This window comes from [Mycobacterium] stephanolepidis (assembly GCF_002356335.1).
Taxonomy (GTDB): domain Bacteria; phylum Actinomycetota; class Actinomycetes; order Mycobacteriales; family Mycobacteriaceae; genus Mycobacterium; species Mycobacterium stephanolepidis.
On record NZ_AP018165.1, the window covers coordinates 1,816,271 to 1,840,840 of the forward strand.

Annotated in this window: 21 protein-coding genes and 1 other RNA gene; 13 read left to right on the forward strand and 9 right to left on the reverse strand. The window is 65.9% G+C overall.

Annotated features, from left to right (window positions below; translation table 11 throughout):
* The first annotated feature begins 82 nt into the window (after positions 1-82).
* A complete protein-coding gene (locus tag MSTE_RS09090) occupies positions 83-1,252 on the forward strand; it encodes an HNH endonuclease (protein WP_096500613.1) in 1,170 nt (389 codons plus the stop codon).
* Here the strand turns inward: MSTE_RS09090 and MSTE_RS09095 are convergent.
* Genes MSTE_RS09095 through MSTE_RS09120 form a run of 6 tightly spaced genes read right to left on the reverse strand, consistent with a single transcriptional unit; the run spans position 1,225 to position 5,547 of the window.
* Positions 1,225-1,530 carry a hypothetical protein gene (locus tag MSTE_RS09095; protein ID WP_096500615.1) on the reverse strand — a complete coding sequence of 102 codons (306 nt, stop codon included), beginning with the start codon at positions 1,528-1,530 and terminating at the stop codon, positions 1,225-1,227. The genes MSTE_RS09090 and MSTE_RS09095 overlap by 28 nt on opposite strands.
* Positions 1,527-2,756: a DUF58 domain-containing protein gene (locus MSTE_RS09100; protein ID WP_096500618.1), complete on the reverse strand. Its 1,230-nt coding sequence runs from the start codon at positions 2,754-2,756 to the stop codon at positions 1,527-1,529. The genes MSTE_RS09095 and MSTE_RS09100 overlap by 4 nt, the downstream gene beginning before the upstream one ends.
* A complete protein-coding gene (locus MSTE_RS09105; RefSeq protein WP_096500620.1) occupies positions 2,753-3,715 on the reverse strand; it encodes an AAA family ATPase in 963 nt (320 codons plus the stop codon). Before MSTE_RS09105 ends, MSTE_RS09100 begins: the two co-directional genes overlap by 4 nt.
* Positions 3,712-4,197, reverse strand: a complete 486-nt coding sequence (locus tag MSTE_RS09110) for a hypothetical protein (protein WP_096500622.1) — start codon at positions 4,195-4,197, stop codon at positions 3,712-3,714. Before MSTE_RS09110 ends, MSTE_RS09105 begins: the two co-directional genes overlap by 4 nt.
* Entirely contained in the window at positions 4,194-5,120 is a 927-nt protein-coding gene (locus tag MSTE_RS09115; protein ID WP_096500624.1) for a DUF4129 domain-containing protein, read from the reverse strand. The genes MSTE_RS09110 and MSTE_RS09115 overlap by 4 nt, the downstream gene beginning before the upstream one ends.
* A 43-nt stretch (positions 5,121-5,163) precedes the next feature.
* Entirely contained in the window at positions 5,164-5,547 is a 384-nt protein-coding gene (locus tag MSTE_RS09120) for a VOC family protein (RefSeq protein ID WP_046253355.1), read from the reverse strand.
* Between the two features lie 37 nt (positions 5,548-5,584).
* On the opposite strand from MSTE_RS09120, the gene rnpB reads away from it, so the two are divergent.
* Both rnpB and MSTE_RS09130 read left to right on the forward strand, forming a co-directional pair.
* An RNA gene (gene rnpB / locus MSTE_RS09125) (RNase P RNA component class A) lies at positions 5,585-5,989 on the forward strand.
* Between the two features lie 27 nt (positions 5,990-6,016).
* Positions 6,017-7,441, forward strand: a complete 1,425-nt coding sequence (locus tag MSTE_RS09130) for an RNB domain-containing ribonuclease (RefSeq protein ID WP_096505645.1) — start codon at positions 6,017-6,019, stop codon at positions 7,439-7,441.
* Here the strand turns inward: MSTE_RS09130 and MSTE_RS09135 are convergent, their stop codons facing one another.
* Positions 7,442-8,905 (reverse strand): CYTH and CHAD domain-containing protein, encoded by a 1,464-nt coding sequence (locus MSTE_RS09135; protein WP_096500626.1) that lies wholly within the window; start codon positions 8,903-8,905, stop codon positions 7,442-7,444.
* Between the two features lie 272 nt (positions 8,906-9,177).
* On the opposite strand from MSTE_RS09135, the gene MSTE_RS09140 reads away from it, so the two are divergent.
* A complete protein-coding gene (locus MSTE_RS09140) occupies positions 9,178-11,010 on the forward strand; it encodes a fatty acyl-AMP ligase (RefSeq protein WP_096500628.1) in 1,833 nt (610 codons plus the stop codon).
* Between the two features lie 14 nt (positions 11,011-11,024).
* On the opposite strand, the gene panB is transcribed toward MSTE_RS09140, so the two are convergent.
* On the reverse strand, positions 11,025-11,870 hold the full coding sequence (panB, locus tag MSTE_RS09145; RefSeq protein ID WP_096505647.1) for a 3-methyl-2-oxobutanoate hydroxymethyltransferase: 846 nt from the start codon (positions 11,868-11,870) through the stop codon (positions 11,025-11,027).
* A 184-nt stretch (positions 11,871-12,054) separates the two neighbouring features.
* On the opposite strand from panB, the gene MSTE_RS09150 reads away from it, so the two are divergent.
* The 9 genes from MSTE_RS09150 (at position 12,055) to MSTE_RS09190 (ending at position 24,048) form a co-directional block, all read left to right on the forward strand.
* Positions 12,055-13,428, forward strand: coding sequence for a WS/DGAT/MGAT family O-acyltransferase (locus MSTE_RS09150; RefSeq protein WP_096500630.1), 1,374 nt, complete (start codon positions 12,055-12,057; stop codon positions 13,426-13,428).
* Positions 13,429-13,453: 25 nt separating this feature from the next.
* On the forward strand, positions 13,454-14,971 hold the full coding sequence (locus MSTE_RS09155) for an alpha/beta hydrolase (protein ID WP_193442084.1): 1,518 nt from the start codon (positions 13,454-13,456) through the stop codon (positions 14,969-14,971).
* A gap of 35 nt (positions 14,972-15,006) precedes the next feature.
* On the forward strand, positions 15,007-16,545 hold the full coding sequence (locus tag MSTE_RS09160; protein WP_096500634.1) for an alpha/beta hydrolase: 1,539 nt from the start codon (positions 15,007-15,009) through the stop codon (positions 16,543-16,545).
* A 41-nt stretch (positions 16,546-16,586) separates the two neighbouring features.
* Positions 16,587-17,927, forward strand: a complete 1,341-nt coding sequence (glnA, locus tag MSTE_RS09165) for a type I glutamate--ammonia ligase (protein WP_030095418.1) — start codon at positions 16,587-16,589, stop codon at positions 17,925-17,927.
* Position 17,928: 1 nt separating this feature from the next.
* On the forward strand, positions 17,929-20,910 hold the full coding sequence (locus MSTE_RS09170) for a bifunctional [glutamine synthetase] adenylyltransferase/[glutamine synthetase]-adenylyl-L-tyrosine phosphorylase (protein ID WP_096500636.1): 2,982 nt from the start codon (positions 17,929-17,931) through the stop codon (positions 20,908-20,910).
* 54 nt (positions 20,911-20,964) lie between these two features.
* Positions 20,965-21,297, forward strand: a complete 333-nt coding sequence (locus tag MSTE_RS09175; protein WP_096500638.1) for a hemophore-related protein — start codon at positions 20,965-20,967, stop codon at positions 21,295-21,297.
* A gap of 146 nt (positions 21,298-21,443) precedes the next feature.
* Positions 21,444-22,001, forward strand: a complete 558-nt coding sequence (locus MSTE_RS09180; protein WP_046253361.1) for a hemophore-related protein — start codon at positions 21,444-21,446, stop codon at positions 21,999-22,001.
* Between the two features lie 80 nt (positions 22,002-22,081).
* Positions 22,082-22,762: a response regulator transcription factor gene (locus MSTE_RS09185; protein WP_162291608.1), complete on the forward strand. Its 681-nt coding sequence runs from the start codon at positions 22,082-22,084 to the stop codon at positions 22,760-22,762.
* Entirely contained in the window at positions 22,759-24,048 is a 1,290-nt protein-coding gene (locus MSTE_RS09190; protein WP_096500642.1) for a sensor histidine kinase, read from the forward strand. The genes MSTE_RS09185 and MSTE_RS09190 overlap by 4 nt, the downstream gene beginning before the upstream one ends.
* A gap of 9 nt (positions 24,049-24,057) precedes the next feature.
* On the opposite strand, the gene MSTE_RS09195 is transcribed toward MSTE_RS09190, so the two are convergent.
* Positions 24,058-24,561, reverse strand: coding sequence for a nuclear transport factor 2 family protein (locus MSTE_RS09195; RefSeq protein ID WP_096500644.1), 504 nt, complete (start codon positions 24,559-24,561; stop codon positions 24,058-24,060).
* Between the last annotated feature and the right edge of the window lie 9 nt (positions 24,562-24,570).

Below are 24,570 nucleotides of genomic sequence, written 5' to 3' on the forward strand. Positions count from 1 at the left end.
TAACTCGCGGTGCGGTTGAACGACTGTGGTTAACAACAGAAGTCGATGCGTATCGAACTGATGTTCGAGTAGTGTTGCTGATGTGTCTCAGAGTGATCCGGCGGTGCGCGCGGCGTGGCTCGTCGAACGAATCACCGAGCTAGAGCGGGTGAAAGCAGGTGCTGCCGCAGCGCAGGCCCACGCGGCGGTGCTGCTCGACCGCGCTCGCCGCGAAGAAGAGGCCGCCGCCGGGGTACCACGACGACGCCAAGGAGCGGGCGTTGCGACCGAGATCGCCTTGGCGCGACAAGATTCGCCGGCTCGTGGCGGTCGTCATCTCGGCTTCGCGAAGGCGCTGGTGAACGAAATGCCCCACACGCTTGCGGCGTTGGAGTGCGGAGCGCTGAATGAATGGCGCGCGACCATCCTGGTGCGCGAAACCGCTTACCTTGCCGTAGAAGATCGGCAGAAGATCGACGTCGAGATGTGCGCGGACTCGTCCCGGCTGCGGGGGATGGGCGATGCCCGCCTGACGGCGGAGGCGAAACGTCTGGCCTACCGACTCGATGCGGAGGCCGTGGTGCGTCGCGCGCGCCGGGCCGAGAACGAACGCCGGGTATCCATCCGTCCGGCTCCCGACACCATGACGTACCTGACTGCGCTGCTCCCGGTGAAACAGGGTGTGGCGGTCTACGCGGCTCTCAGACGTGCCGCGGACGCATCGATGGATCCCGTTCGCGGCCAAGGGCAGATCATGGCGGACACCTTGGTTGAGTGGGTGACCGGCGTGCCGTCGGCCGAGGCGGTTCCCGTGGGCGTGAACATCACGATCTCCGATGAGGCGCTACTGGGCGGAGGTGTCGAGCCCGCGACGATCGCAGGTCATGGTCCCGTCCCGGCCGCTGTTGCGCGCCGGCTCATATCGGATGCCGTCAGCGCCGGCGCGAAGGTTCTCGCGCGACGGCTGTACCGGCACTGCGGCACAGGCGCACTGGTCGGTGCGGAGTCGCGAAGTCGGTTGTTCCCCAAGGGATTGGCGGAGCTGATTGACCTGCGCGATCAGACCTGCCGGACTGCCTACTGCGATGCCCCGATTCGCCACCATGACCATGTTGTGGGTAGCGCTCAGGGTGGGGCTACCTCATTCGAGAACGGTCACGGCCTCTGCGAGCGGTGCAATTACGTGAAGGAGTCCCCGGGATGGAGACATACGGTCGCGATCACGACGCCGACGGGATCGGTCTATCACTCGACCGCCCCGCCGCTGGCCTGAGTAAACGGCCACAAGGAGAGAACAAAGATGCCGACTATGGCGACCGGTGCAATGAACGGCAGCCAGGAGGAATGCCCCGCCGGTATGGCTGCCGCGAGCAATGCCACGCAGCCCAAGAGCAGTGCGGGAAGGATCTGAGACGGCCATCGCCGGGTATACGCGGCCGACAGGCATATCACCGCGGCCAGACCGCAGAGCATCGCGACTACCGGAGAGATATCAGTGCGCGCCAAGACGCCGATGACCAACAGCACGGCCACGACCACCCCCGCTTTCACCGGCGTCGCCCCACTCGCGGGCGCCGCGGCAGCAAGTGCATGGCGTGGTCCAGTCCGGAGTCGTGGCTCCACCCGACCACGTCGACTCCCGTGACGGCGATATTGCGGTACATCCGTGAGCGTTCCAACCGCCACCAGCGGGCGACGATCGGATCAGGTTCTTCACGAAACGGGGAGCGGTCGAGCACGTCGACGACCAGCACCGGGTGCCCGCGCCGTCGAAGGTCGGTCAGTGCCAGCCCGAAATCGGCGTTCAGCAGGGTGGAAAATGCCACCACGATCGCGTTGGGTGGCATGGCGGCGCGCGGGGCAAGTGCACTTCTGCTGTGCGAATGCCATTCTCCGGCATCGAGAATGGCGTCAAGTAGGCGATAGAACTGATGGCGACCGATATCGGGGGTAAGCCATCGCGGGGCACTGCCCAACAAGACCACGCCCGCCCGGTCGCCGCGCTGCAACACCGATTGCACCAGCTGGGCGGCGCCGCGTGCGGACCGCTCCGTCGCTACTGTCGCCGGACCCGACGGTTGAGGGTAGGTGTCGATCAGAACGACAACGTCGGCGGCCCGATCGGTGAGCCGGTCGGTGACATGCAACCGTCCCCGGCGTGCACTGACCCGCCAATTGACCGTACGCAGTGAGTCACCCGGGACGTACTCGCGGATATCCGCGTACTCGACGCCAGGGCCATGATGCCGTGTCAGATGCGTGCCGATGCGGTCCGGAAGATCGGCGGGCGGCAGCGTGACGTCCTGCGGGTCTGCCAAGGGATACACCCGCAGCTCGGCCACGGGCAGTGTCACGGGCGCTCCGACCCACAGCCCGGACGTCGACATCGTCTGGACCTCAACCGCAAGGGTGTATCGGCCCCAGCGTTGCGCCGACACATGCATCGTCACCTGGCTGGGCGCCGTCGCCTTATCCACGTCGATCTGCAGACCGTCGACCGGCACCGCGCGCAGCCTGCGCACCACCGCCGGTTCCGCCGCCCCCACCGAGGCGGTGACGGTAACTGTCTCAGACTCCAAGCACCGTAACGTTTCTGACTCATCGCAGACCCATACCCGCGCGGGTACAGGTCGTTTGGCTGCGCCGACGAGCACACCGATGAACGGCGCCGCGAAAACAACCAGCTGCCACCGGCCCGTCACCATGGCCAGCGTCAACGCGATCCCGGCGCACGCGGCCAGCACCGACACCAACGGAGACGAGCGCCAACTGATCATCCGGACGCTCGCGGTACGGGCAGTCGGTGCAGCAGCTCGTCGACCACGTGCGCACCGGTGATGCGGCGCACCCACATCTCGGGGCGCAGACTGATCCGGTGCGCCACCGCGGGCACCGCAAGTGCCTTGACGTCCTCGGGAATCACAAAGTCGCGGCCCAGCAGCATGGCGCGGGCCCTCGACATCTGCACCAGATCCAGTTCGGCACGCGGACTGGCACCCACCTCGACATGTGAGTGCGTGCGCGTCGCGGCGGCCAGCGCGACAATGTAGCGAAGCACATCCGGATGCACCGAAACGTGTTCCACGGCTTCCCGCATCATGACGAGGTCTTCGGCTGCGATCACCTGTGAGACCGTCGGCTGCGCCGAGCCCCGGCTCAGCCGCCGCTGCAGCATCTCGATCTCCAGGTCCTCGCTGAGGTAACCCAATTGCAGCCGGATCGCGAATCGATCCAGCTGTGCCTCCGGCAGCGGATACGTTCCCTCATACTCGATGGGATTATCCGTTGCCAGTACCACGAAAGGTGCTGGCAGTCGGCGAGTTTCACCGTCGATGCTTACCTGACCCTCCGCCATCGCCTCCAACAGCGCCGATTGCGTCTTCGGCGGGGTCCGGTTGATCTCATCTGCCAGTAGCAGGTTCGTGAAGATCGGCCCGGTCCGAAACTCGAACAGCCCGGACGACATGTCGTAGATCGTGGAGCCCAGCAGATCGGCAGGCAGCAGGTCCGGAGTGAATTGCACCCGGGCGAAATCGAGCCCCAGCGCACTCGCGAACGACCGGGCGATCAGCGTCTTACCCAGGCCCGGCAGATCCTCGATGAGGACATGCCCGCGCGCCAGAATTGTCAGCAGAATCAGTTGCAACGCATCGCGTTTCCCGACCACCACCCGCTCGATCTCGGTCAACACCGCATCTGCGTGCTGAGTCGCGACGGAAACCGGAAGTGTCGTCACATCTGCTCCAAGCGTTCGAGTATCGATTGCAGGACCGCCCGGCCGGGGGCGGGCTCGGCGCGATCCGCATGCGAGGCGCCGTTCGGATCGACCCAACGCCACAACTCCGGGCCAAACGTCACCCGGCCGGTCTCGGCAAGCGCGGCTCGATCTTTCGACTGTCGATGACCCGCCGCCGTCTCGAAGTCCGCAGCGATCAGCGGGCGCAGGTGCCGATCCCAGTCGCCGCGGGTCCGCTCCGCCCAGCTGATCCTCGCCTCGGCCCGCGCAAGCCATCGGTACAAGGTCTCATCGGCCGCAAGACCGGCCGGCGGTAACGGCTTGGGCCCCGGCGCGCTCCGCAGCTGCCTCCACAGCAGATAGAGAGCGACGGCAACCACCGCGCCGGTGATCGTCAGAGTGTGCGAGCGCAACGGGCTGGCAGCCACACAGGCCTCGGTCACGATCACCATCAGCAGCACGGCCGTCACGAGCCACTTCATGGCCTACCCCGCAGGTCGTCCAACACGGTCTGCAGCCAACGCACCGCGGACTCACGATCGGTCTGGGTCATCCGGTGCGGGCTGAATCGGGCCTCGGAAAAGAGGGAGACAAGCTGAGTGCCCGCCTGCGATTGCAGGGCGCCGAGATGGACCGCACGCTGCAGCACTTCCGAAGGGGTATCCGAGGCAAGTGGTGCTGCCTCGGGTGCCGCGGTGAGCCCCTGCTCCATAGCCGCGTAGCAGGCGATGATGGATGCGCGCGGATCGCGCCCCGGTTCGGCAACCTCCGCGAGACCGAGTTCAACGAGGTGAGCCAGTGATCCTGGTGCGGCATCGGCGGCCCCGGCTTCCCCGGACGGATCGTCGTCGGCATCCACGGGGTCCGGGTCGTTGCGCCGCAACACGAAAACCATGACGGCAATACCGGCCAAGATCACGCCCAAGATCACCATGGGCACTCCGGGCTCGTCCCGTTCCGGCATGTCGCCGGGTGTCTTGTGCGGCGGGGCGTCCGCGGGCCGACTCGGCGCGGAAGTGCCCGGAACGGATTCGCGCACCGGTGGATTACCGGTCGGCCTGCTCAGATAGAGCGACATCCACGTCGCACCCACCAGGGCAAGCGCGCTGGCGGTCGCGATGAGGGCCTCGCGTCGGGTCAAACCCCGGAACCGTAGATACGACGGGCTCTCCGTCGATACCGGCATATCCGGGCGCCGCCGCCGCAGACTCAACAGGATGAGTATGGCTGCGACACCACATAGCAAGAGCTGCAAGGCTATTGAATGTGGCTCGGCGCGAGGTTCTTCGGGCCGGGGGAGCACCTTTGTGTCCGGCGGCAGGTAGCTGCGCAGTGCGACAACCGATAACGCGACCAGGACGATGAGCCCGGTCGCTCGCACGAACAGTCTGTTGTCACTGTTCATGCCTCATCGTCACATGTAGAGGGCCGTTCGCGTCAGCAGACGGTCACGAATAGGTGCCCTCGGGAATGAGGTTCGTGATGCAGAAGGGGTGACCGGCCGGGTCGATCAGCACCCGCCATCCGCCCGGATTCGGCTGAGTTTCGGCCTTGGTCGCACCGAGCCCCAGAATGCGCGCCTCTTCGGCATCCAGATCTGCCGCCGCCAGTTCGAGATGCAGCTGCTTCGGTACGGCCCCCGCCGGCCAGTCCGGCACGCGATGGTCTGCCACGCGCTGAAAGGTCAGCAGCACAGCGGCGCCCTTCACCGCGACGAACTCCTCGCTTTCGAACAGGATCTCCAGGTCAAGGACCTGCTGATAGAACCGGGCCAGCGCCGCCGGATCCGTGCAGTCGATCGATATCGCGCCCAGTCGAGCCGTTGTCGTCATGGTGAGGAGCTTGTCACGAGTACGATGACCGCGCGGACGAGTTGGCCGGGCGGCCGCGAGTCGTGGGAGAAATCCCGCGGCACGAGGAAAGTCCGGACTTCACAGAGCAGGGTGATTGCTAACGGCAATCCGAGGTGACTCGCGGGACAGTGCCACAGAAAACAGACCGCCACCCGCAAGGGTGGTAAGGGTGAAACGGTGCGGTAAGAGCGCACCAGCGGACCGGGTGACCGGTTCGGCTCGGTAAACCCCACCCGAAGCAAGGCCAAAAGGTTGTGCTTGCACAGCTGCGGAAGTGTTCGAGGGCTGCTCGCCCGAGCTTCCGGGTAGGCCGCTTGAGGTACCCGGTGACGGTGTGCCCAGATGGATGGTCGTCGCTGCGCGGCCGCGGCCAGCCCGCGGCTGTGTGGAACAGGATCCGGCTTACAGGCCAACTCGCCCGCCTCTCAGCCTGGATTAGTCTGGCGTGGTGACGTTGAAGCGGCTGGTTGCTCGCGACCTCGGCTTCGACGGTATTCGCGCCGAATTCGCGCTCCCCACCGAATTCGGTCCCGACGCGCAGCGCGATGCCGCCCAGGCCGTCGATCGTCACCGCGCCGAGCGCATCGACCGCACCGATCTGGAGCTGGTCACCATCGACCCACCCGGAGCGCGTGATCTGGATCAGGCCCTACACCTGGAACGCACCGCCGACGGCTATCTGTTGCACTACGCCATCGCCGATGTGGCCGCGCAGATCGAGCCCGGCAGCGCGCTGGACACCGAGGCACGACAGCGCGGCGAGACCATCTATCTGCCCGATGGCTCGGTGCCGCTGCACCCCTTGGTGTTCTCCGAGGGTTCGGCGAGCCTGCTACCCAACGAAATTCGGCCCGCCGCGTTGTGGCGCATCGAAACCGATGCCGCTGCCAACCCGGTCAGTTGGAGCGTCCAGCGCGCCCTGGTGAAGTCAGTGCGACAGCTGACCTACCGGGAGGCCCAGGACGCGGCGGACGCCGGCAATCCGCACCCCTCGATTGCCCTGCTCGCTGAGTTCGGCCGCAAGAGAAGAGACCTCGGTCTTGCGCGGGGCGCCATCGAACTGAATCTTCCCGCACAGGAAGTGGTGCACGGCCCCAGCGGCGACTGGGAGTTGGCCATCGAGGCGCGCACCGACACCGATGGCTGGAACGCGCAGATATCGCTGCTCACCGGGATCTGCGCGGCGCAGATCATGCTTGACGGCGGTATCGGCATGCTGCGTACGCTGCCGCCCGCGGACGGCGATGTACGCCGATGGATGCGTCGCACCGCCGAGGCGCTGGGGCTGCCCTGGACAAACGACATTCCGATCGGGGCCCAGCTGGCCGCACTCGATCCCTGCGCCACAACAACATTGGCGATGATGACGCAGGCCACCACGCTGCTACGGGGTGCTTCCTATCTGGTGTTCGACGGAAACCGGCCGGACGATCAGGCTGCGGGGCATGCGGGCATCGCTGCTCCCTACGCGCACGTGACCGCGCCGCTGCGACGGCTGGGGGACCGGTTTGTCACCGAAATCTGCCTGGCGCTGTCGGCCGGCACGCCGGTGCCGCAGTGGGCGCGCGACGGTCTGTCGGACGTCAGATCATCGCTGCTGACCTCGAATACGTTGGCCAACAAGGTCGAACAGGCATGTGTGGATCTCACCGAGGCCACCGTGCTCGCCCCGCAGAAGGGGCAGACCTTCGATTCGGCGGTGTTACGAGGCGCCGAAAAGAAACGATTTGCCGAGGTCTTCGTGACTGATCCGCCCATTCTTGCTCGCTGCGAGGGCGATCCGCCCGAGGGGCAGCGCGCGAAACTCACCCTGCGTGAAGCGGATCCGGACACCCGGACCGTGCTGTTCGCCTTCCCTGCAGAGGGCAGCTGATCACTTTTTGTGACGCACGGCCTTGCGGAGTGCCTTGAGGGTCGCCTCCACCTGGTGGCGTGCGGTCTCGGCGGCATCGTGCTCGCGCTGGTACAGCACCCCATAGGTGAAGGTGTCCTCGCCGGCGGCGTGCGCCTCGTTGGCCTGTGTGGCGAGATAGGCGCGGCTCACCGTACTGTCCTGATGCTCACCCAGTAGTTCCTGAATGTCCTTGGCCGCCTGGGAAACTCGTTTTGCACCCTCTGCGCTGGCCACATAGCGCAGCCGCTTGGCCGACTTGCGGATGCGATGCAGGGCCTCGTCGCGGTATTCGCCCTCGGCACGCGCGGCCGCCCGCGCCGCCCGGCGCACCTTGCGGTACGCGGCATCGAGCGTTCCACCCTCGTCCGAGTGATGAGTGTCCGATGCAGGTCCGGCGGAGGTGACCAACGTATCCAGGGAATCGAGCAGCCGGAAGTAGCGATGACTGCGCATTGCTGCCAACGACCGGCGTAACCCGTTGTCGTAGTTCTGCCTGGCGGCGTCCACCAACCGTTCGTGCACCGGGCCGCGGATGAGTGTTTCGGGAAGCTCGGAGAGCGCCGCGTCATACCGCTGCGCGAGTACCTCCGCGTCGCGCGCCACCCCGAGAATGTTGGCCAGCAGGCGGAGCTCATCGAGCGCCTCGGGATTGGCGTCCAGACCGAAGCGCTCGGGATTGGACTGCAGGAGACTGCGGATGCGCCGAATGGTGACCCGCATCTGGTGCACCGAATCGTCGGTGTCCACCCGTACCGCCCGGTCCCAGCCGAGCAGCTGATCCAGTTGTTCGAGCAGTGCGCGCTGGATGGAGTCCGTGCCCTTTCGCTCCCGTTTGGGCACGTCAAGGACGCGAGCCAACTTTGATCCGTGCCCGGCCGGTGCCGCCCCGGCATCCAGCAGACGCGCGGTGACCCGGTCGAACAGAGCGGAGTCGCCGAACTCCGACAGCTCCAGCTCCCATTCGCGCCAGCTCTGCTCGGAGCTTTCTTCGGCGCCCGTCAGCCTCGCGGCGGTCACGTGGTCATCGCAGAATTCGGCGAGCTGCTCGCCGTGCGCACCGATCAGCCGTGACACGGCGCGCACGGTGCTGATGCGGGCGACGGGAGCCAGCTCGTCCTCGCGGACGATGGCGAGCACGGTGTCCCGCAGCTCCTCGGGGACTGCATCATCGCCCTCGTCCAGGGGGAGTCGCAGCTCTGTGCGGGTGTCCGGGCCTGCCGGCAACTTCAGATGCCATCCGGCGTCGGTACCGCCGGTGCGGCGTCGCAACGTGATCCGGTGCTGAGCCAGCCGCTGATCGGGGGTGTCAAAGTACACAGCGTCCAAATTTTGCTGGGGCTGCAGCTCCACGTGCGCGACGGCGGAAATTCCGTCGAACGAGGGATTGATGGTCGCGTCGGTGACGTCGAACTTCCGCTCGACCTCGACGTGTTGAGATGGCATGAGAGGTGTGCCCTGACGGTCGAAGGGACGGGGTGCTCAGCGTGTGCGGGCGAGGCGAGTATGCGACACGGTGCCACATTCAGGTAAACAATGGTCACGAGTCGTCACGGGGTAATCTAAGATTCTCTTAGGGTTCTCATAAGGTCGGGGTATCAGATTTGGGAAGCGATATTCGTTTAGCACCGCGTGTGGTGCCGGGTGTCAGTGTTGCCTGGTCGGTATTGTCCCCCTTATGGGCCGCCAGTCGTGTTCACAGCTAGACCGAGGTCACCATGAAGTTACGCGTTGAGGAGTACTTGGACGGCAAAGGTGCTATCACCTTGCCAGACGGTTACACCGTCAACTACTACCTTGAGCGTGCCGTCGAAGAGCTTGGCGACACTTTCGCGTACCGATACCTGGACTTCAATGCGAACTCCGATGGCGAACCCAATGATCTCAACTGGACACAGCTTGGCCAGCGCTCGCAGGCCGTAGCGGCACGGCTGCAGCAAGTCACCAAGCCAGAGGATCGCGTCGCGATCCTGGCTCCGCAGGGCATCGACTATGTGATCGGTTTCTATGCCGCCATCGAGGCCGGGAACATTGCGGTTCCATTGTTTGCTCCGGAACTTCCTGGCCACTCCGAACGGCTCGACTCGGTGCTCACCGACGCGCAGCCGACCGTGGTCCTGACCAACAATGCCGCCGCGGAGTCGGTCAGCCGATTCGTGCGCGGGCTGCCCCGGGAACGGCGCCCCCGCGTGGTCGCCGTCGACAGCGTCCCCGATTCGGTGGCCGCGACCTACGTCAAGGTCACGCCCGATACCGACGACATCGCATACCTGCAGTACACATCCGGATCCACCCGGGTGCCCGCCGGTGTGGAGATCACGCACCGTGCGGTGATGACCAACGTCTTACAGATGATCATCTCGGTCGGCCTGGATGACAGCATCCGCAGTGTCAGCTGGCTGCCGCTGTACCACGACATGGGCCTGCTGATGATCCTGTTCCCGCTGTGTGGCGGCCGGATCACCCTGATGTCCCCGGTGTCTTTCGTACGACGCCCCGGACGTTGGATCAAGGAGCTGGCGGCCGAGGCGCACCTGGGCCGAACCTTCGCCGCCGCACCGAACTTCGCCTTCGAGCTGGCCGCCGAGCGCGGTCTGCCCAAGGACAACGAGGAACTCGACCTGAGCAATGTCGCGGGCCTGATCAACGGATCAGAGCCGGTGAGCATCTCCTCGATTCGCAAGTTCAACGACGCATTCGGGCCCTACGGACTACCGCCCACCACCATCAAGCCCTCCTACGGCATGGCCGAGGCGACGCTGTTCGTCTCCACCATTCCCTCCGACGCCGAGGCCTCGGTGGTGTACCTGGATCGCAGGGAGCTGGGCAGCGGGCGTGCGGTGCGGGTCGCGTCCGACGACGAGCACGCGGTTCCGCAGGTGTCCTGCGGCAAGATCTCGCGCAGCCAGTGGGCCGTGATCGTCAACCCCAATGCCGAGACCGAGCTGGTCGACGGCGAGGTCGGGGAGATCTGGCTGCACGGCGACAACATCGGCCGCGGCTACTGGGGCAGGCCCAAGGAAACCGACTTCTCGTTCCGTAACAAGCTGCAGGCCCGACTCGACCAAGGTAGCCATGCCACCGGCACCGAGCCCGGCGCCACCTGGTTCCGCACCGGCGACCTGGGTGTGTACCTCGACGGTGAGCTGTACATCACCGGACGAGTCAAAGACCTGGTCATCATCGACGGCCGCAACCATTACCCGCAAGACATCGAGGCCACCGTCGAGGAAGCCTCACCCGCGGTGCGGCACGGTTTTGTGGCGGCGTTCTCGGCGCCCGCGAACGAGCTGCCCCCCGGCGTCGATCAGGGCAACGGCACAGGGGAGCGGTTGGTCATCGTGGCCGAGCGTGCGGCCGGCGCGGGCCGCGCGGCACCAGAGCCCATCGTCGATGCCATCCGGGCGGCCGTATCGCGGCGGCACAACCTGCCCATAGCGGACATACAGCTGGTTCAGGCAGGCGCCATTCCGCGTACCACCAGCGGAAAGCTCGCACGCCGAGCCTGCCGCCAGGAATACCTGGACAACAAACTCGGCGTGCGTGCCTAGCTTGGCGTGATCGCTCAGTAGCTGTGCTCGGGAGCGGGGAACACCCCGCGAGCCACCTCGTCGGCGTACTGCTCGGCGGCCTTGCGCAATTCCGCGCCGACCTGACCGAACTGCTTGACGAACTTGGCGGTCTTGCCGCTGGTCATACCGGCCATGTCCTGCCACACCAGCACCTGGGCGTCGCATTCCCGGCCCGCGCCGATGCCGACGGTCGGAATCGTGAGCTTGCCGGTGATCTGTGTTGCCAGGTCGGCCGGCACCATCTCCATCACCACGGCGATGGCTCCGGCTTCCTGTACCGCGATGGCATCGTGAATGAGCTGTGCGGCTGCATCGTCGCGGCCCTGAACCCGGTATCCGCCAAGGCCGTTCACGCTCTGCGGGGTGAACCCGATGTGTGCCACCACCGGAATGCCGGCAGCCGTCAGCGTGGCAATCTGCTCGGCAACGCGTTCTCCACCTTCGAGTTTCACCGCGTGCGCGCCGGCTTCCTTCATGAACCTGGTCGCGCTCGCCAGGGCCTGAGCGGCTCCGCCCTCATAGGAGCCGAAGGGTAGGTCGGCGACCACCAACGCCTCGGTGGCACCGCGAACCACGCCGCGCACCAACGGAATCAACTCGTCGATGGTGATCGGAACGGTGGTGTCATACCCGTAGACCACGTTCGCCGCCGAATCCCCGACCAGCAGAACGGGAATCCCGGCCTCATTGAAAATCTGTGCGGTCGAGTAGTCGTACGCGGTGAGCATCGACCACTTGTGGCCCTCGGCCTTCCACTTCTGCAAGTGGTGCACACGGGTCTTGGTACGCGGTTTTGCGTTCGTCTCGGAAGCGCCGCCGTACAAAGCAGATTCAGACATCTCGGACATCACTGTCACCTTTTCGATAAAATCCTCAAGGCCCGTCCGGGTCCCTGGGTTACCAACGATGTTCAGTCTGCCACCGGGCGGCGGCGAGATGAATAACTGATCGCGTGGACTTGGTCACACCTGCGGTCGCAGCATTCGGGCACGAGGGGCTACCGGCTCGCCTAACATCTGCCGCATGCAGCGGCTTTCCGGACTTGACGCCAGTTTTCTCTATCTCGAAACACCGACCCAGCCGATGCACGTGTGCGGCGTACTGGAATTAGACACCACGACCATTCCTGGTGGCTACTCGTTCGAGAAACTGCGAGCGAAGCTGGTTGAACGGGTCGAGGGCATCTCCTCATTCACCGAGAAGCTCGCCGACAGCCGCCTGAACCTGGACCACCCGGTGTGGGTCGACGATGACGACTTCGACATCGATCGGCACCTGCACCACGTCGGCCTGCCCGCGCCCGGCGGCAAGGCCGAGATCTCCGACATGTGTGGGCATATCGCGTCATTGCCCTTGGATCGCGCCCGGCCGCTGTGGGAAATGTGGGTCATAGAAACCGGCGACACCAATCGGCTCGTGGTCATGACCAAGATGCATCACGCCTCCGTCGACGGCGTCACCGGCGCCAACCTGATGTCGGCGCTGTGCGGTTTGGAACCCGATGCCCAGGCGCCCGAACCCGCGCCGGGGGTCGGCGGCGCCAACAGCCTCGAGATCGCGGTCACCGGCGCCATCAAATGGGCGTCGCGGCCGCTGAAATTCGCCAAGCTGCTGCCCTCCACCATCGGAGTCATCCCGGCCTGGCTGGAGCGCTCCAAACGCGGCGAGGCCATGACGGCACCCTTCTCGGCGCCGCGCACCTCGTTCAACTCCACGATCACCAGCCGCCGCAACGTCGGCTACGCCCAACTGGATCTGGAGGATGTCCGCGCGGTCAAGAACCACTTCGGCGTCAAGGTCAACGATGTCGTGATGGCCATCTGCGCCGGTGCACTGCGCAAGTATCTGGACGACCGCGGAGAGCTTCCGGACAGCTCGCTGGTGGCCATGGTTCCGGTGTCGGTGCACGAGAAGTCCGACCGCCCGGGCCGAAACCAGGTGTCGGGGATGTTCTCCCGCCTGGAGACCAATGTGGACGACCCCGTGGAGCGCCTCAACGCGATCTCCGAGGCCAACACGGTGGCCAAGGAGCACACCGCGGTACTGGGCGCGACACTGCTGCAGGACTGGAGTCAGTTCGCCGCGCCCGCGGTGTTCGGCACCGCGATGCGTGTCTACTCGCGCATCCGGCTCGCCGACCGCCACCCGGTGATCCACAACCTGGTGGTCTCCAACGTGCCGGGACCCCAAGTGCCGCTGTACTTCTTGGGTGCTCAGGTGGTCGGCATGTATCCGTTGGGCCCGATCTTCCACGGTGCCGCACTCACCGTCACGGTGATGTCGCTGGACGGGAAACTCAACGTCGGCCTGATTTCCTGCCCCGATCTGATGCCCGACCTTTCCACCCTGACGGACGATTTCGGCGTGGCGCTGCAGGAGCTGAAGGCTCGGATCTAGTCTCTTCTGGCACCATGGCTGAATGATGTTTCGTGGTCGGCGGGTTGCTGCCGTGTTGGCTCTTGCCTCGGTAGTAGCCGTCGTCTCTGGTTGTGTGCGGTCAGTCGAAGGTCAGGCGACGGCGGCTCAACCGTCGGAAACCACCCTCAGTTGGGGGGACTGTGACGGCTTCACGCCGGAAAACACCACGGTGCCGGCGAGCACCGTGTGCTCGGAACTCGAGGTGCCCGTCGACTACGCCAAGCCGGACGGGGCGAAGGCGCGGCTGGCGATCATCAAATACCCGGCCAAGGGCAAGAAGATCGGCTCGCTGCTGATGAACCCCGGAGGGCCCGGCCAATCGGGCATCGAGGCCGCGACCGCGATCGTCAAGCAGGTACCCAAGGACATCCGCGACAGCTTCGACTTCATCGGATTCGATCCGCGTGGTGTCGGGTCGTCCACGCCGGCCGTCGAGTGCAACACCGACCAGGACGTGGATCGCCTGCGCGCGCAGAACGACACCGACTACAGCCCTGAGGGCGTCGCACGCATGGAGCAGGACTCCAAGGACTTCGTGAAGCGCTGCGTCGACAAGGTGGGGCTGGAGTTCCTCGCCAATGTCGGCACCGTGAACGTCGCCAAGGACATGGACCGGCTGCGCGCCGCCCTCGGCGACGAAAAGCTGACCTACCTGGGTTACTCGTACGGCACCCGGATCGGCACCACGTATGCCGAGCAGTTCCCGCAGAACGTGCGGGCACTCATCCTCGACGGTGTGATCGATCCCAATGCCGATCCCACCCAGGCCGATATCGACCAGATCGCCGGATTCCAAAAGGCTTTCGACAACTACGCGGCAGACTGCGCCAAGAGCCCGAGCTGCCCGTTGGGGACCGATCCGGCCCAGGCGACCGCGCGTTATCGGGCGATGATCGATCCGTTGGTCGATCATCCGGCCAAGACCAAGGACGGCCGCGGTCTGTCCCACGGCGACGCCATCATCGGAACCATCATGGTGATGTACTCGCCCACGCTCTGGGAGGCGTTCACCAAGGCGCTACGTCAGCTCAGTGAGGGCTCGGGCGACATTCTGCAGCTGCTCGCCGATGCGTACATGAAGCGCGATGAAGAGGGGCACTACAGCCACGCGCAGGACGCACAGACCGCCATCAACTGTGTCGACGAACCACCGGAGACCGACCGTGCCAAGGCCGTCGAGAAGGACCGCCGCATCCGTGAGGTGGCACCGTTCCAGGACTACGGCCAATTCACCGGGAACGCTCCGCTGGGAGTGTGCGCGTTCTGGCCGGTACCGCCGACGAGCAAGCCGCACCCCATCAACGTGCCCGGTCTGCCCAAACTGCTGGTGGTCTCCACCACCTTCGATCCGGCAACCCCGTACCAGGCAGGCGTTGAGCTGGCCAAACAGCTCGGCGGAGGCCTGCTGACCTACGAGGGGACCAAGCACACCATCGTGTTTGACGGGAATCAGTGCGTCGACAAAGCGGCGGAGACATATCTCATCAAGGTCACGACTCCGGCCGAAGGCGCCCGCTGCTGATCCCTTTTGGCGTCCGACATGGCACGATGTGGCCCATGATGCGGATGCGCCGGGCGTTGCCGGTGATTCTTTTGGTGTTCTCGGCTGCGTTCTCGACGGGCCCCGTCAACCCGGCGGCCGCCGCACCACTGCCGGCGCCGAGCCCGTCGCTGCAGGCGTTCTACGACCAGAAGGTCGTCTGGGGCGGCTGCGACGGCTTCGTCAGCGACACCAGCCGCATCCCGACAGCCCGGTGCGCCAAGGTGAAGGTGCCCGTCAACTACGACAAGCTGATGGGCGCGGTGGCCGAGTTGGCCGTGCTCAAGGTGCCCGCCTCCGGCAAGCGCATCGGCGCACTGTTGGTCAACCCCGGCGGTCCCGGTGGATCGGGTGTGGACCTGGCGGCCGGAATGGGCGCCAAGCTCGGTGACTCCACGATCGGGCAGAGCTTCGACATCGTCGGATTCGACCCGCGCGGTGTCGGCGGCTCGACACCGACCCTGCGGTGCCGCACCGACGCCGAATTCGACGCCTTCCGCAAGGAGCCACTGGCCGACTACAGCCAGGCCGGAGTCGCCCACATCGAGGATGTGTACCGCCAATACGTCAACGAATGCGCGCAGCGGATGGGGCTGGACTTTCTTGCCAACGCCGGAACCGCCTCGGCGGCAAGGGATATGGACATCATCAGGGCGGCGGTCGGTGACAGCAAGCTGAACTACCTGGGCTACTCCTACGGCACCGAGCTGGGTACCCAGTACGCCGAGTACTTCCCGCAGAATGTGCGCACGATGGTCCTGGACGGTGCGATCGACCCGACCATCGACCCCGTGGAGTCCAACGTGCGGCAGATGACCGGATTCCAGGTGGCGTTCAACGACTACGCCGCCGACTGCGCCAAGGATCCCAAGTGCCCGTTGGGGACCGACCCCTCGCAGGCCGTGAAGCGTTTCCATCAGCTGATCGACCCGTTGGTGGCCAAACCCGCGAAGACCAATGACCCGCGCGGCCTGAGCTACCAGGACGCCATCACCGGCACCATCCAGGCGATGTACACGCCGCGCTACTGGAAGTACCTCACCTCCGGGCTGGCGGGACTTGTCGACGGCAGTGGACCCGATGACCTGCTGTGGCTGGCCGACCAGTACCAGGAGCGTGACGATCAGGGGCGCTACGACAACCTGCAGGACGCCTTCAACTCGATTCGGTGCGTGGACGGGCCGACCCCGAGGGATTCCGCGCCCTGGGTGGCCGCCGACAAACGACTGCGCGAACAGGCGCCGTTCTCGAGCTACGGCACGTTCACCGGATACGCCCCACGCGATTTGTGCGCCTTCTGGCCGGTAGCGCCGACCTCATCCCCGCACACCCCGTCGACTCCCGGACTGCCGCCGGTGGTGGTCATCTCCACGACCCACGACCCGGCCACCCCCTATGAGGCGGGAGTGGCACTGGCGCAGCAATTGAACGGATCGCTCATCAGCTACGAGGGCACCCAGCACACCGTCGCGTTCAACGGCGAGGCGTGCGTCGACGAAGCGGTCACGCGCTACTTCGTGGACGACATCGTGCCCCCCAAGGACTTGCGGTGCTGAGCATCCGTGCTCGTCTAGGCCGGATGTAATAGCCTCTGACCATGGATCGTCAGAAGGAATTCGTGCTGCGCACGCTGGAAGAACGAGATATCCGTTTCGTCCGGCTGTGGTTTACCGATGTGCTCGGTTACCTCAAGAGCGTGTCGATTGCACCCGCCGAACTCGAGGGCGCGTTCGAGGAGGGCATCGGCTTCGACGGTTCGTCCATCGAGGGCTTCGCCCGCGTCTCCGAATCGGACACCGTTGCACACCCCGATCCGTCGACGTTCCAGGTGCTGCCCTGGACCACCAGCGCCGGTAAGCACCACTCGGCGCGCATGTTCTGCGACATCAAGCTGCCGGACGGATCGCCGTCCTGGTCGGACCCGAGGCATGTGCTGCGCCGCCAGCTCGCCAAGGCAAGCGATTTGGGCTTCTCCTGCTACGTCCACCCGGAGATCGAGTTCTTCCTGCTGAAGAACATGCCCGATGACGGCTCGGCACCCATTCCGGCCGATGACGCCGGGTACTTCGACCAGGCCGTGCACGAGGCGGCACCGAACTTCCGTCGCCACGCCATCGATGCGCTCGAATCCATGGGCATCTCCGTGGAATTCAGCCACCACGAGGGCGCACCCGGCCAGCAGGAGATCGACCTGCGCTACGCCGACGCGCTGTCCATGGCCGACAACGTGATGACCTTCCGCAACGTGGTCAAGGAAGTGGCGATCATCGACGGCGTGCATGCCACCTTCATGCCCAAGCCGTTCAGCGATCACCCCGGGAGTGCGATGCACACCCACATGAGCCTGTTCGAGGGCGATACCAACGCCTTCCACAACCCCGACGACCCGCTGCAGCTGTCCACCGTCGGAAAGTCGTTCATCGCCGGAATCCTGGAGCACGCCAACGAGATCAGTGCCGTTACCAACCAGTGGGTGAACTCCTACAAGCGGCTGGTGCAGGGCGGCGAGGCTCCGACGGCGGCATCCTGGGGCGCGGCCAACCGCTCGGCGCTGGTGCGGGTTCCGATGTACACGCCCAACAAGTCGTCCTCACGCCGCATCGAGGTGCGCAGCCCCGACTCGGCCTGCAACCCATACCTGACCTACGCGGTGCTGCTGGCCGCGGGGCTGCGCGGCGTGGAGCAGGGCTACACGCTGGGGCCCGAGGCCGAGGACGATGTCTGGGGCCTGACCCGGGCGGAGCGTCAAGCCATGGGCTACAAGGAGCTGCCCAGCACCCTGGAGAACGCGCTCATTGCCATGGAGCGTTCCGAGTTGGTGGCAGAAGCTTTGGGGGAGCACGTCTTCGACTTCTTCCTCCGTAACAAGCGGGCCGAGTGGGCGCGCTACCGAAGCAATGTGACCCCGTTCGAGCTGCGGGCCTACTTGGGTCTCTGAGGTGACCCGAGCCTCCACCGAGCGTTCGAAGGTTCCCAGTGTCGGGCGGCTGGGGCTCGTCGATGCGCGGGCCGCGTCTCTGCTCGAAGAACTGGGTTGGACCACCGAGGCGCACGTCCCGCTGCTGTGGTCGTTGTCGAGGTCACCCGATGCGGATGCCGCGCTGCTCACCCTGATCCGGCTGCACGAGGAGATGGGCACCGGCTGGGCCGCGCTGGACCGGGAGCTCAGCGCCGATACCGCCCTGCGCGGGCGGCTGCTCTCGGTGATCGGGTCCTCGTTGGCGCTCGGCGATCACCTGGTAGCCCATCCCGCCCGTTGGCAGCTGTTGGTGGGGGACATCGAGCTTGAGTCCAAAGAGGCTCTACAAGAACGATTCTTGACGGCCGTCGGCGCGGTAGAGGGGCGTGCCTCGGTATCCGAGGGCGCCGCGATCTCGGCGTTGCGCGACGCGTACCGAGACCGGCTGCTGGTGCTCGCCGCACTCGATCTTGCCGCCACCGTGGAGAACGAACCGGTGCTGCCGTTCCCGGTGGTCGGCCAGCACCTGTCGGATCTGGCCGATGCCGCGCTGACGGCGGCACTGTCGGTCGCGGTATCGCTGGTGGTCCCGGAGGGGCAGGACCCGCCCCGCCTCGCGGTCATCGCCATGGGCAAATGCGGTGCGCGCGAACTCAATTACGTCAGCGATGTCGACGTCATCTTTGTGGCGCAGGAGGCCGACTCGCTGACCACCCGCGTCGCCGGGGAGATGATGCGCATCGGCTCGAGCACCTTCTTCGAGGTGGACGCGGCGCTGCGCCCGGAAGGTAAGGCGGGGGCGCTGGTACGCACCCTGGATTCACATGTCGCCTACTACCGGCGCTGGGCCAAGACCTGGGAGTTCCAAGCCCTGCTGAAGGCGCGGCCCGCCGTCGGCGATCCGGAGCTGGGCCAGGCATACCTGGACGCCCTCATGCCGATGGTGTGGGCCGCCTGTGAGCGTGATGATTTCGTGCCGGAAGTACAGGCCATGCGCCGCCGGGTGGAATCGCTGGTGCCGGCAGACCTACGTGAGCGCGAGATCAAACTGGGCACCGGCGGGCTGCGTGACGTCGAATTCGCGGTACAGCTCCTGCAGCTCGTGCATGGCCGAGCCGATGAGTCGCTGCACGTCGCCTCCACCGTGGACGCGTTGGCGGCGTTGTCCACCGGGGGATACATCGGGCGTGACGACGGCGCGAATCTGACTGCCTCGTACGAGTTCTTACGTCTACTGGAGCACCGGTTGCAGTTGCAGCGACTCAAGCGCACGCACACCCTGCCCGCGCCGGAAGACACCGAGGCCATGCGCTGGCTGGCCCGGGCCGCCCACGTACGTCCCGACGGGCAGAACGACGCGGTCGGGGTGCTGCGTGCCGAGATCAAGCGACAGGCGGTGCGGGTATCACGCCTGCACACCAAGCTGTTCTACCAACCGCTGCTGGAGTCGGTCACCGAGTTCGACAAGGAGGCGCTGGGGCTGTCCAACGAGGCGGCGGTGCGTCAGCTCGCGGCCCTGGGATACCAGCAGCCGCAGCATGCGCTCAGCCACCTGTCCGCATTGACCAAGGAGGGCGGGCGCCGCGGACGCATCCAAACAATCTTGCTGCCAACGCTTTTGGATTGGCTGGCGGACACCCCAGATCCGGACGCCGGACTGCTGGCCTATCGCCGGGTGAGCGAGGCGCTGGTCGACCAGACCTGGTACCTGCGCACGCTGCGTGACGAGGGCGCGGTGGCCAAGCGTCTCATGCTGATTCTGGGTACCTCGGCCTACGTGCCGGACCTCATCATGCGGGCGCCCGAGGTGATTCAGCTGTACGCCGACGGGCCCAATGGTCCCAAACTCCTTGAGGCCGAGCCGGTCTCGGTAGCGGGGGCGCTGATCGCGTCCTCGGCGCGGCACACCGATCCGGAGCGTGCGATCGGGGCGGCACGCTCGTTGCGGCGCCGGGAATTGGCGCGGGTGGCCTCGGCAGATCTACTGGGTCTGCTGGACGTGGTCGATGTCTGCGGCGCGCTGACCTCGGTATGGGTCGCGGTGCTGCAGGCGGCCCTGGACGCGCTGATCAAGGGCAGTGTTCCCGAGGGCGAAGAGGCTCCGGCAAGCATCGCCGTCATCGGCATGGGGCGTCTGGGCGGCGGCGAGCTGGGCTATGGCTCCGATGCCGACGTCCTGTATGTGTGCGAGGCGCGCGGTGGTGCCACCGATGACGAGGCCGTCCGTTGGTCGGCCACGATCGCCGAGAAGTTGGGCAAGCTGCTCGGCGCACCGAGCACCGACCCGCCGCTGCAGGTCGACACCGGTCTGCGTCCGGAGGGGCGCAACGGGCCGATGGTGCGCACCCTGGCGGCCTACGAGGCCTATTACGCCCAATGGGCGCAGCCGTGGGAAGTGCAGGCGCTGCTGCGCGCGCACAGCGTCGCCGGAGATGCGGACCTGGGTCTGCGGTTCCTGCACATGATCGACAAGACGCGATACCCAGCCGGTGGCATCGCCCTGGATGCGGTGCGCGAGATCCGCCGGATCAAGGCGCGGGTGGATGCCGAACGGCTGCCCCGCGGCGCCGACCCCAACACCAACACCAAGCTGGGCCGCGGCGGACTGGCCGATGTGGAGTGGACCGTGCAGCTGCTGCAGCTGCGCCACGCCCATGAACATCCGTCGCTGCACAGCACCTCGACCCTGCAGACGCTGGAGGCCGCGGCACAGGCCGGGCTCATCGAGGCCGAGGATGCCGAGCTGCTGCGCCAGGCATGGCTGACCGCCACCAACGCGCGCAACGCATTGGTGTTGGCGCGCGGCAAGCCCACCGACCAACTGCCCGGACCCGGCCGGCTGCTCAACACGGTGGCCGCGGCCGCGGGCTGGCCGGACAACGATGGCGGCGAATTTCTGGACAACTATCTGCGCGTGACCAGGCGCGCGAAAGCGGTCGTACAGCGGGTGTTCGGGGAGTAGCTTCGTGCGGGTCACGGTCCCTTTCCGCGGATCCATATCCCTCAAGGAGCGGCTATGAAGTACACATCGATTGTCGTGGGTCTCGGTGTCGTCGCCGGTGCTCTGGGCGTGGCGGCACCCGCCTATGCCAAGCCGGGCGATTGCACCGTCTCGGAGGAAGCGCGGCTCGATGCGGTGGAGGCGACCAAACGCGCGGAGTACCTGGAGCGCCATCCCGACGTCAACGCCGGGATAAGCGATGCGCTCAAGAACACGCTCGGCGACGGCGGTGCCAAGCACGAGGCCGTGCAGGCGTATCTCAACGCCAATCCAGCGGCCAAGGCGGACCTGGACGCGATCCGTCAGCCGGTGCAGGACTTCAAGAACCGCTGCTGGCCCGGCGAGTAGTCGCCCGTCGAACTACATGGAAGTAGTTTTCGCCGCGCTTCTCATGGTTTCTTAACGTTCGAGCCATGACCGTCCAACCAACGCTCGATAGCGTCCCGGACGGGCCGGCACCTCGTCGGCTGTAACGCTGAACAAGGAGTTACTCCATGAAGTTCACCTCTGCTGTCCTCAGCGGTGTCGTTGGCGCCGGTGCAGTGGCCAGCGCCCTGGCATTCGCGGGCGCCGCTGGTGCGGCTCCCGGCCAGTGCACTGCCGCCGAGTTCGCCCGTACCCACTCGACAGTGTCGAGCCAGGTCGCGAGCTACCTGGACAAGAACCCGACGATCAACGACGGCATCACCAAGGCCGCCAAGGGTGCCCCCGAGGGCGAGCGCCACGAAGCCATCAAGACCTACCTGGATGGGCAGCCCGCCGCCAAGGCCGAGCTCGACAAGATCCGTCAGCCGCTGACGAGCCTGAAGAGCAGCTGTGGCGCGGACACCGATGACGCGGCTCCGGCTGCTCCGGCCGGACTGGTTGGCCAGCCGGCACAGCCCGCCACCGAGAACGCCCCCGCTGAGCAGCCGCAGCAGCCGTGGAACCCCTTCGCGCCGCAGCAGCAGCCGGCTCAGGACGTCGCGGAGAACGCCGGCACCCAGCCGGCCGCCCCGGCCAAGCCGGCTTCGCCTGCCGTCACCGCGGTGGTCGATCAGCAGGACGCCTAACAACACCTCGCGACGGTGCGGCCGCGAATGAGGCTTAGCCTTAAGCAGCGATGACTCAGGAAAATGCCGCCCGTCATAAGGTGTTGATGGTCGATGACGACCCGGACGTCCGGAACTCGGTAGCCCGCGGGCTACGCCACTCGGGTTTCGACGTCCGGGTCGCCGTCGATGGCCGCGACGCACTGACCCAGCTTGCGGCCGATGAGCCCGACGCCCTGGTGCTCGATGTGCAGATGCCCGAGCTGGACGGGGTGGCGGTGGTTACCGCACTACGGGCCCTGGGTAATGACATACCGATCTGCGTATTGAGCGCGCGCGACACCGTCAACGACCGGATCGCCGGCCTGGAGGCCGGTGCCGATGACTACCTGACGAAACCCTTCGACCTGGGCGAGTTGGTGGCACGCCTGCGCGCCCTGCTACGCCGTCGCGGCGCGGGCGGCGGTGGCCTTGCCACCTCCGCGATCACCGTCGGTCAGATCACCGTGGACGTGTCCCGCAGACTGGTCTTCGCCAGCGGAGAACGCGTCGAGCTGAGCAAGCGCGAGTTTGATCTGCTGGTGGTGCTGGCCGAAAACACCGGTGTGGTGCTGAGCCGCTCCCGGCTGCTGGAACTGGTGTGGGGGTATGACTTTGACGTCGAGACCAACGTCGCCGACGTTTTCGTGAGCTATCTGCGCCGCAAGCTCGAAACCGGGGGATCATCTCGGGTCATCCATACCGTCCGGGGCGTGGGGTATGTGATGAGAGAAGAGCCGTGAAACGCTCGCTCTCACTGCGCACCCGGGTCGCGGTCGCGGCCTTTCTCGCTGCCGGGCTGGTAGTTGCGCTGATCGGCATCGTCGCTGGTATTGCGCTGGCGCGCAACGATACTCAACAGCTCGATCGCCGCCTCGATGTGCTCGTCGACGCGGTGCAGGCCACCACCCGACATGGGGACACCACTTTTGTGCTCACCGTTCGGGACGCCAAAAGCGGTGGACTGGTGATCTTCCGGGGTGTCGAGCTGCCAAGGCTGCCGCTGGGAACCGAGAACGTCACCGTCGGTGGCGTCACCTATCGCGTGCGGACCATCGAGAGCCCCGAAGAGCAGACCGTGCTGTCGCTGGGAACCCGGGCCGACGCGGTCCTGGTCAATCACCGTGGAATTCCGGTGTTCATCGCCCTCGGTGTGCTCTCGATGCTGCTGGCCGGCGGCTTTGCGTGGCTGTTCGCGGGCCGGGCGGTGCGACCGCTGCATCAGCTCACCGATCAGACCCGGCAGCTCGACACCGACGGTCTTCATGTCGCGGCGGTGCGCGGCGCACGGGAATCCGAAGAACTCGCCGAGGCCATGGCCGCCATGCTCGGACGGGTGTCGGCGGCGCAGTCTGAGACCACCAAATCTCTTCTGGCGGCTCGCGATTTCGCGGCCAGTGCCGCCCATGAGCTACGTACTCCACTCACCGCCATGCGCGCCGACCTGGACACGCTGCGTGCGCATGACCTCTCGAATGAGGAACGTACCGAGGTGATCGGCGACCTGCAGCGTGCGCAGCGACGCGTCGAAGCCACTATCACCGCGCTCGGTCAGCTGGCCTCCGGCGATCTCGCCCGCGCCGAAGATCGTGAACTGGTGGACATCGCCGACCTGCTGGACCGGGTGGCGGCAGACGCGTCGATGCACCGTGCCGATATGCCGGAGATCACCGTCAAATCCGATGACGGCGGCGTGGTGCTGGCCTGGCCCGATGGGCTGCGGCTGGCGGTCGACAACCTGGTGCGTAACGCCATCAACCACGGCAACGCCAAACATGTTGTGCTCAGCGCGAATCGGGTCGATAGCCGGCTGGTCATCGAGGTCGACGACGACGGCGCCGGACTCCCCGAGGTCGATCGGGAACGGGTGCTCGGGAGATTCGAACGTGGCCCCGGCGCCAAGCCCGGCGGACTGGGGTTGGGTCTGGCACTTGTCGCGCAGCAGGCCGCACTACACGGGGGAGATGTGGTGCTGTCGGAAAGCCCGCTGGGCGGGCTACGGGCAACGCTGACGATTCTGGCTGAATAGAATCGACGACTAGTTCTTGCGCGACCCGTACTTGGCGAGCCAGTCGCGGGCCTCGTCGGGGAGGCTCCCCGACGTCTCGGCGGCCTTGCACCAACGCCGCACCATCTTGACCATGTTGGCGGGGTTGTAGGCGTCTTCCTGCTGCGACCACAGCCCGTTGCCGGCGTAGTGCAGCACGGTCAGGTTCGGTTCGCCCCAATGCCGGCCGTCGCCCGGATCGCTCATCACGTTATCGATTTCGCAAACCACCCAACCCTTTTCGGGGTCGAAGACCGTCCAGGTGGCGGGCAGGCTCGGCATGTGGTTACCGGGGAACTCCGCCATGACCGCGGTGATGTACTGCCGAATCGCCTCCTTGCCGTGCAGGCGGCCCACCACGTGCTCGATGTAGAGGGCGTCGTCGGTGTACATCTCGGCATAGGGATTCCAGTCGCCGGTTTCGATACAGCGATGGACGGTGGCCTGGTGTTGCGCGAACGCTTCCTCGAGTTCGGCGCGACTAAACGACGGCATGGGTAAAAG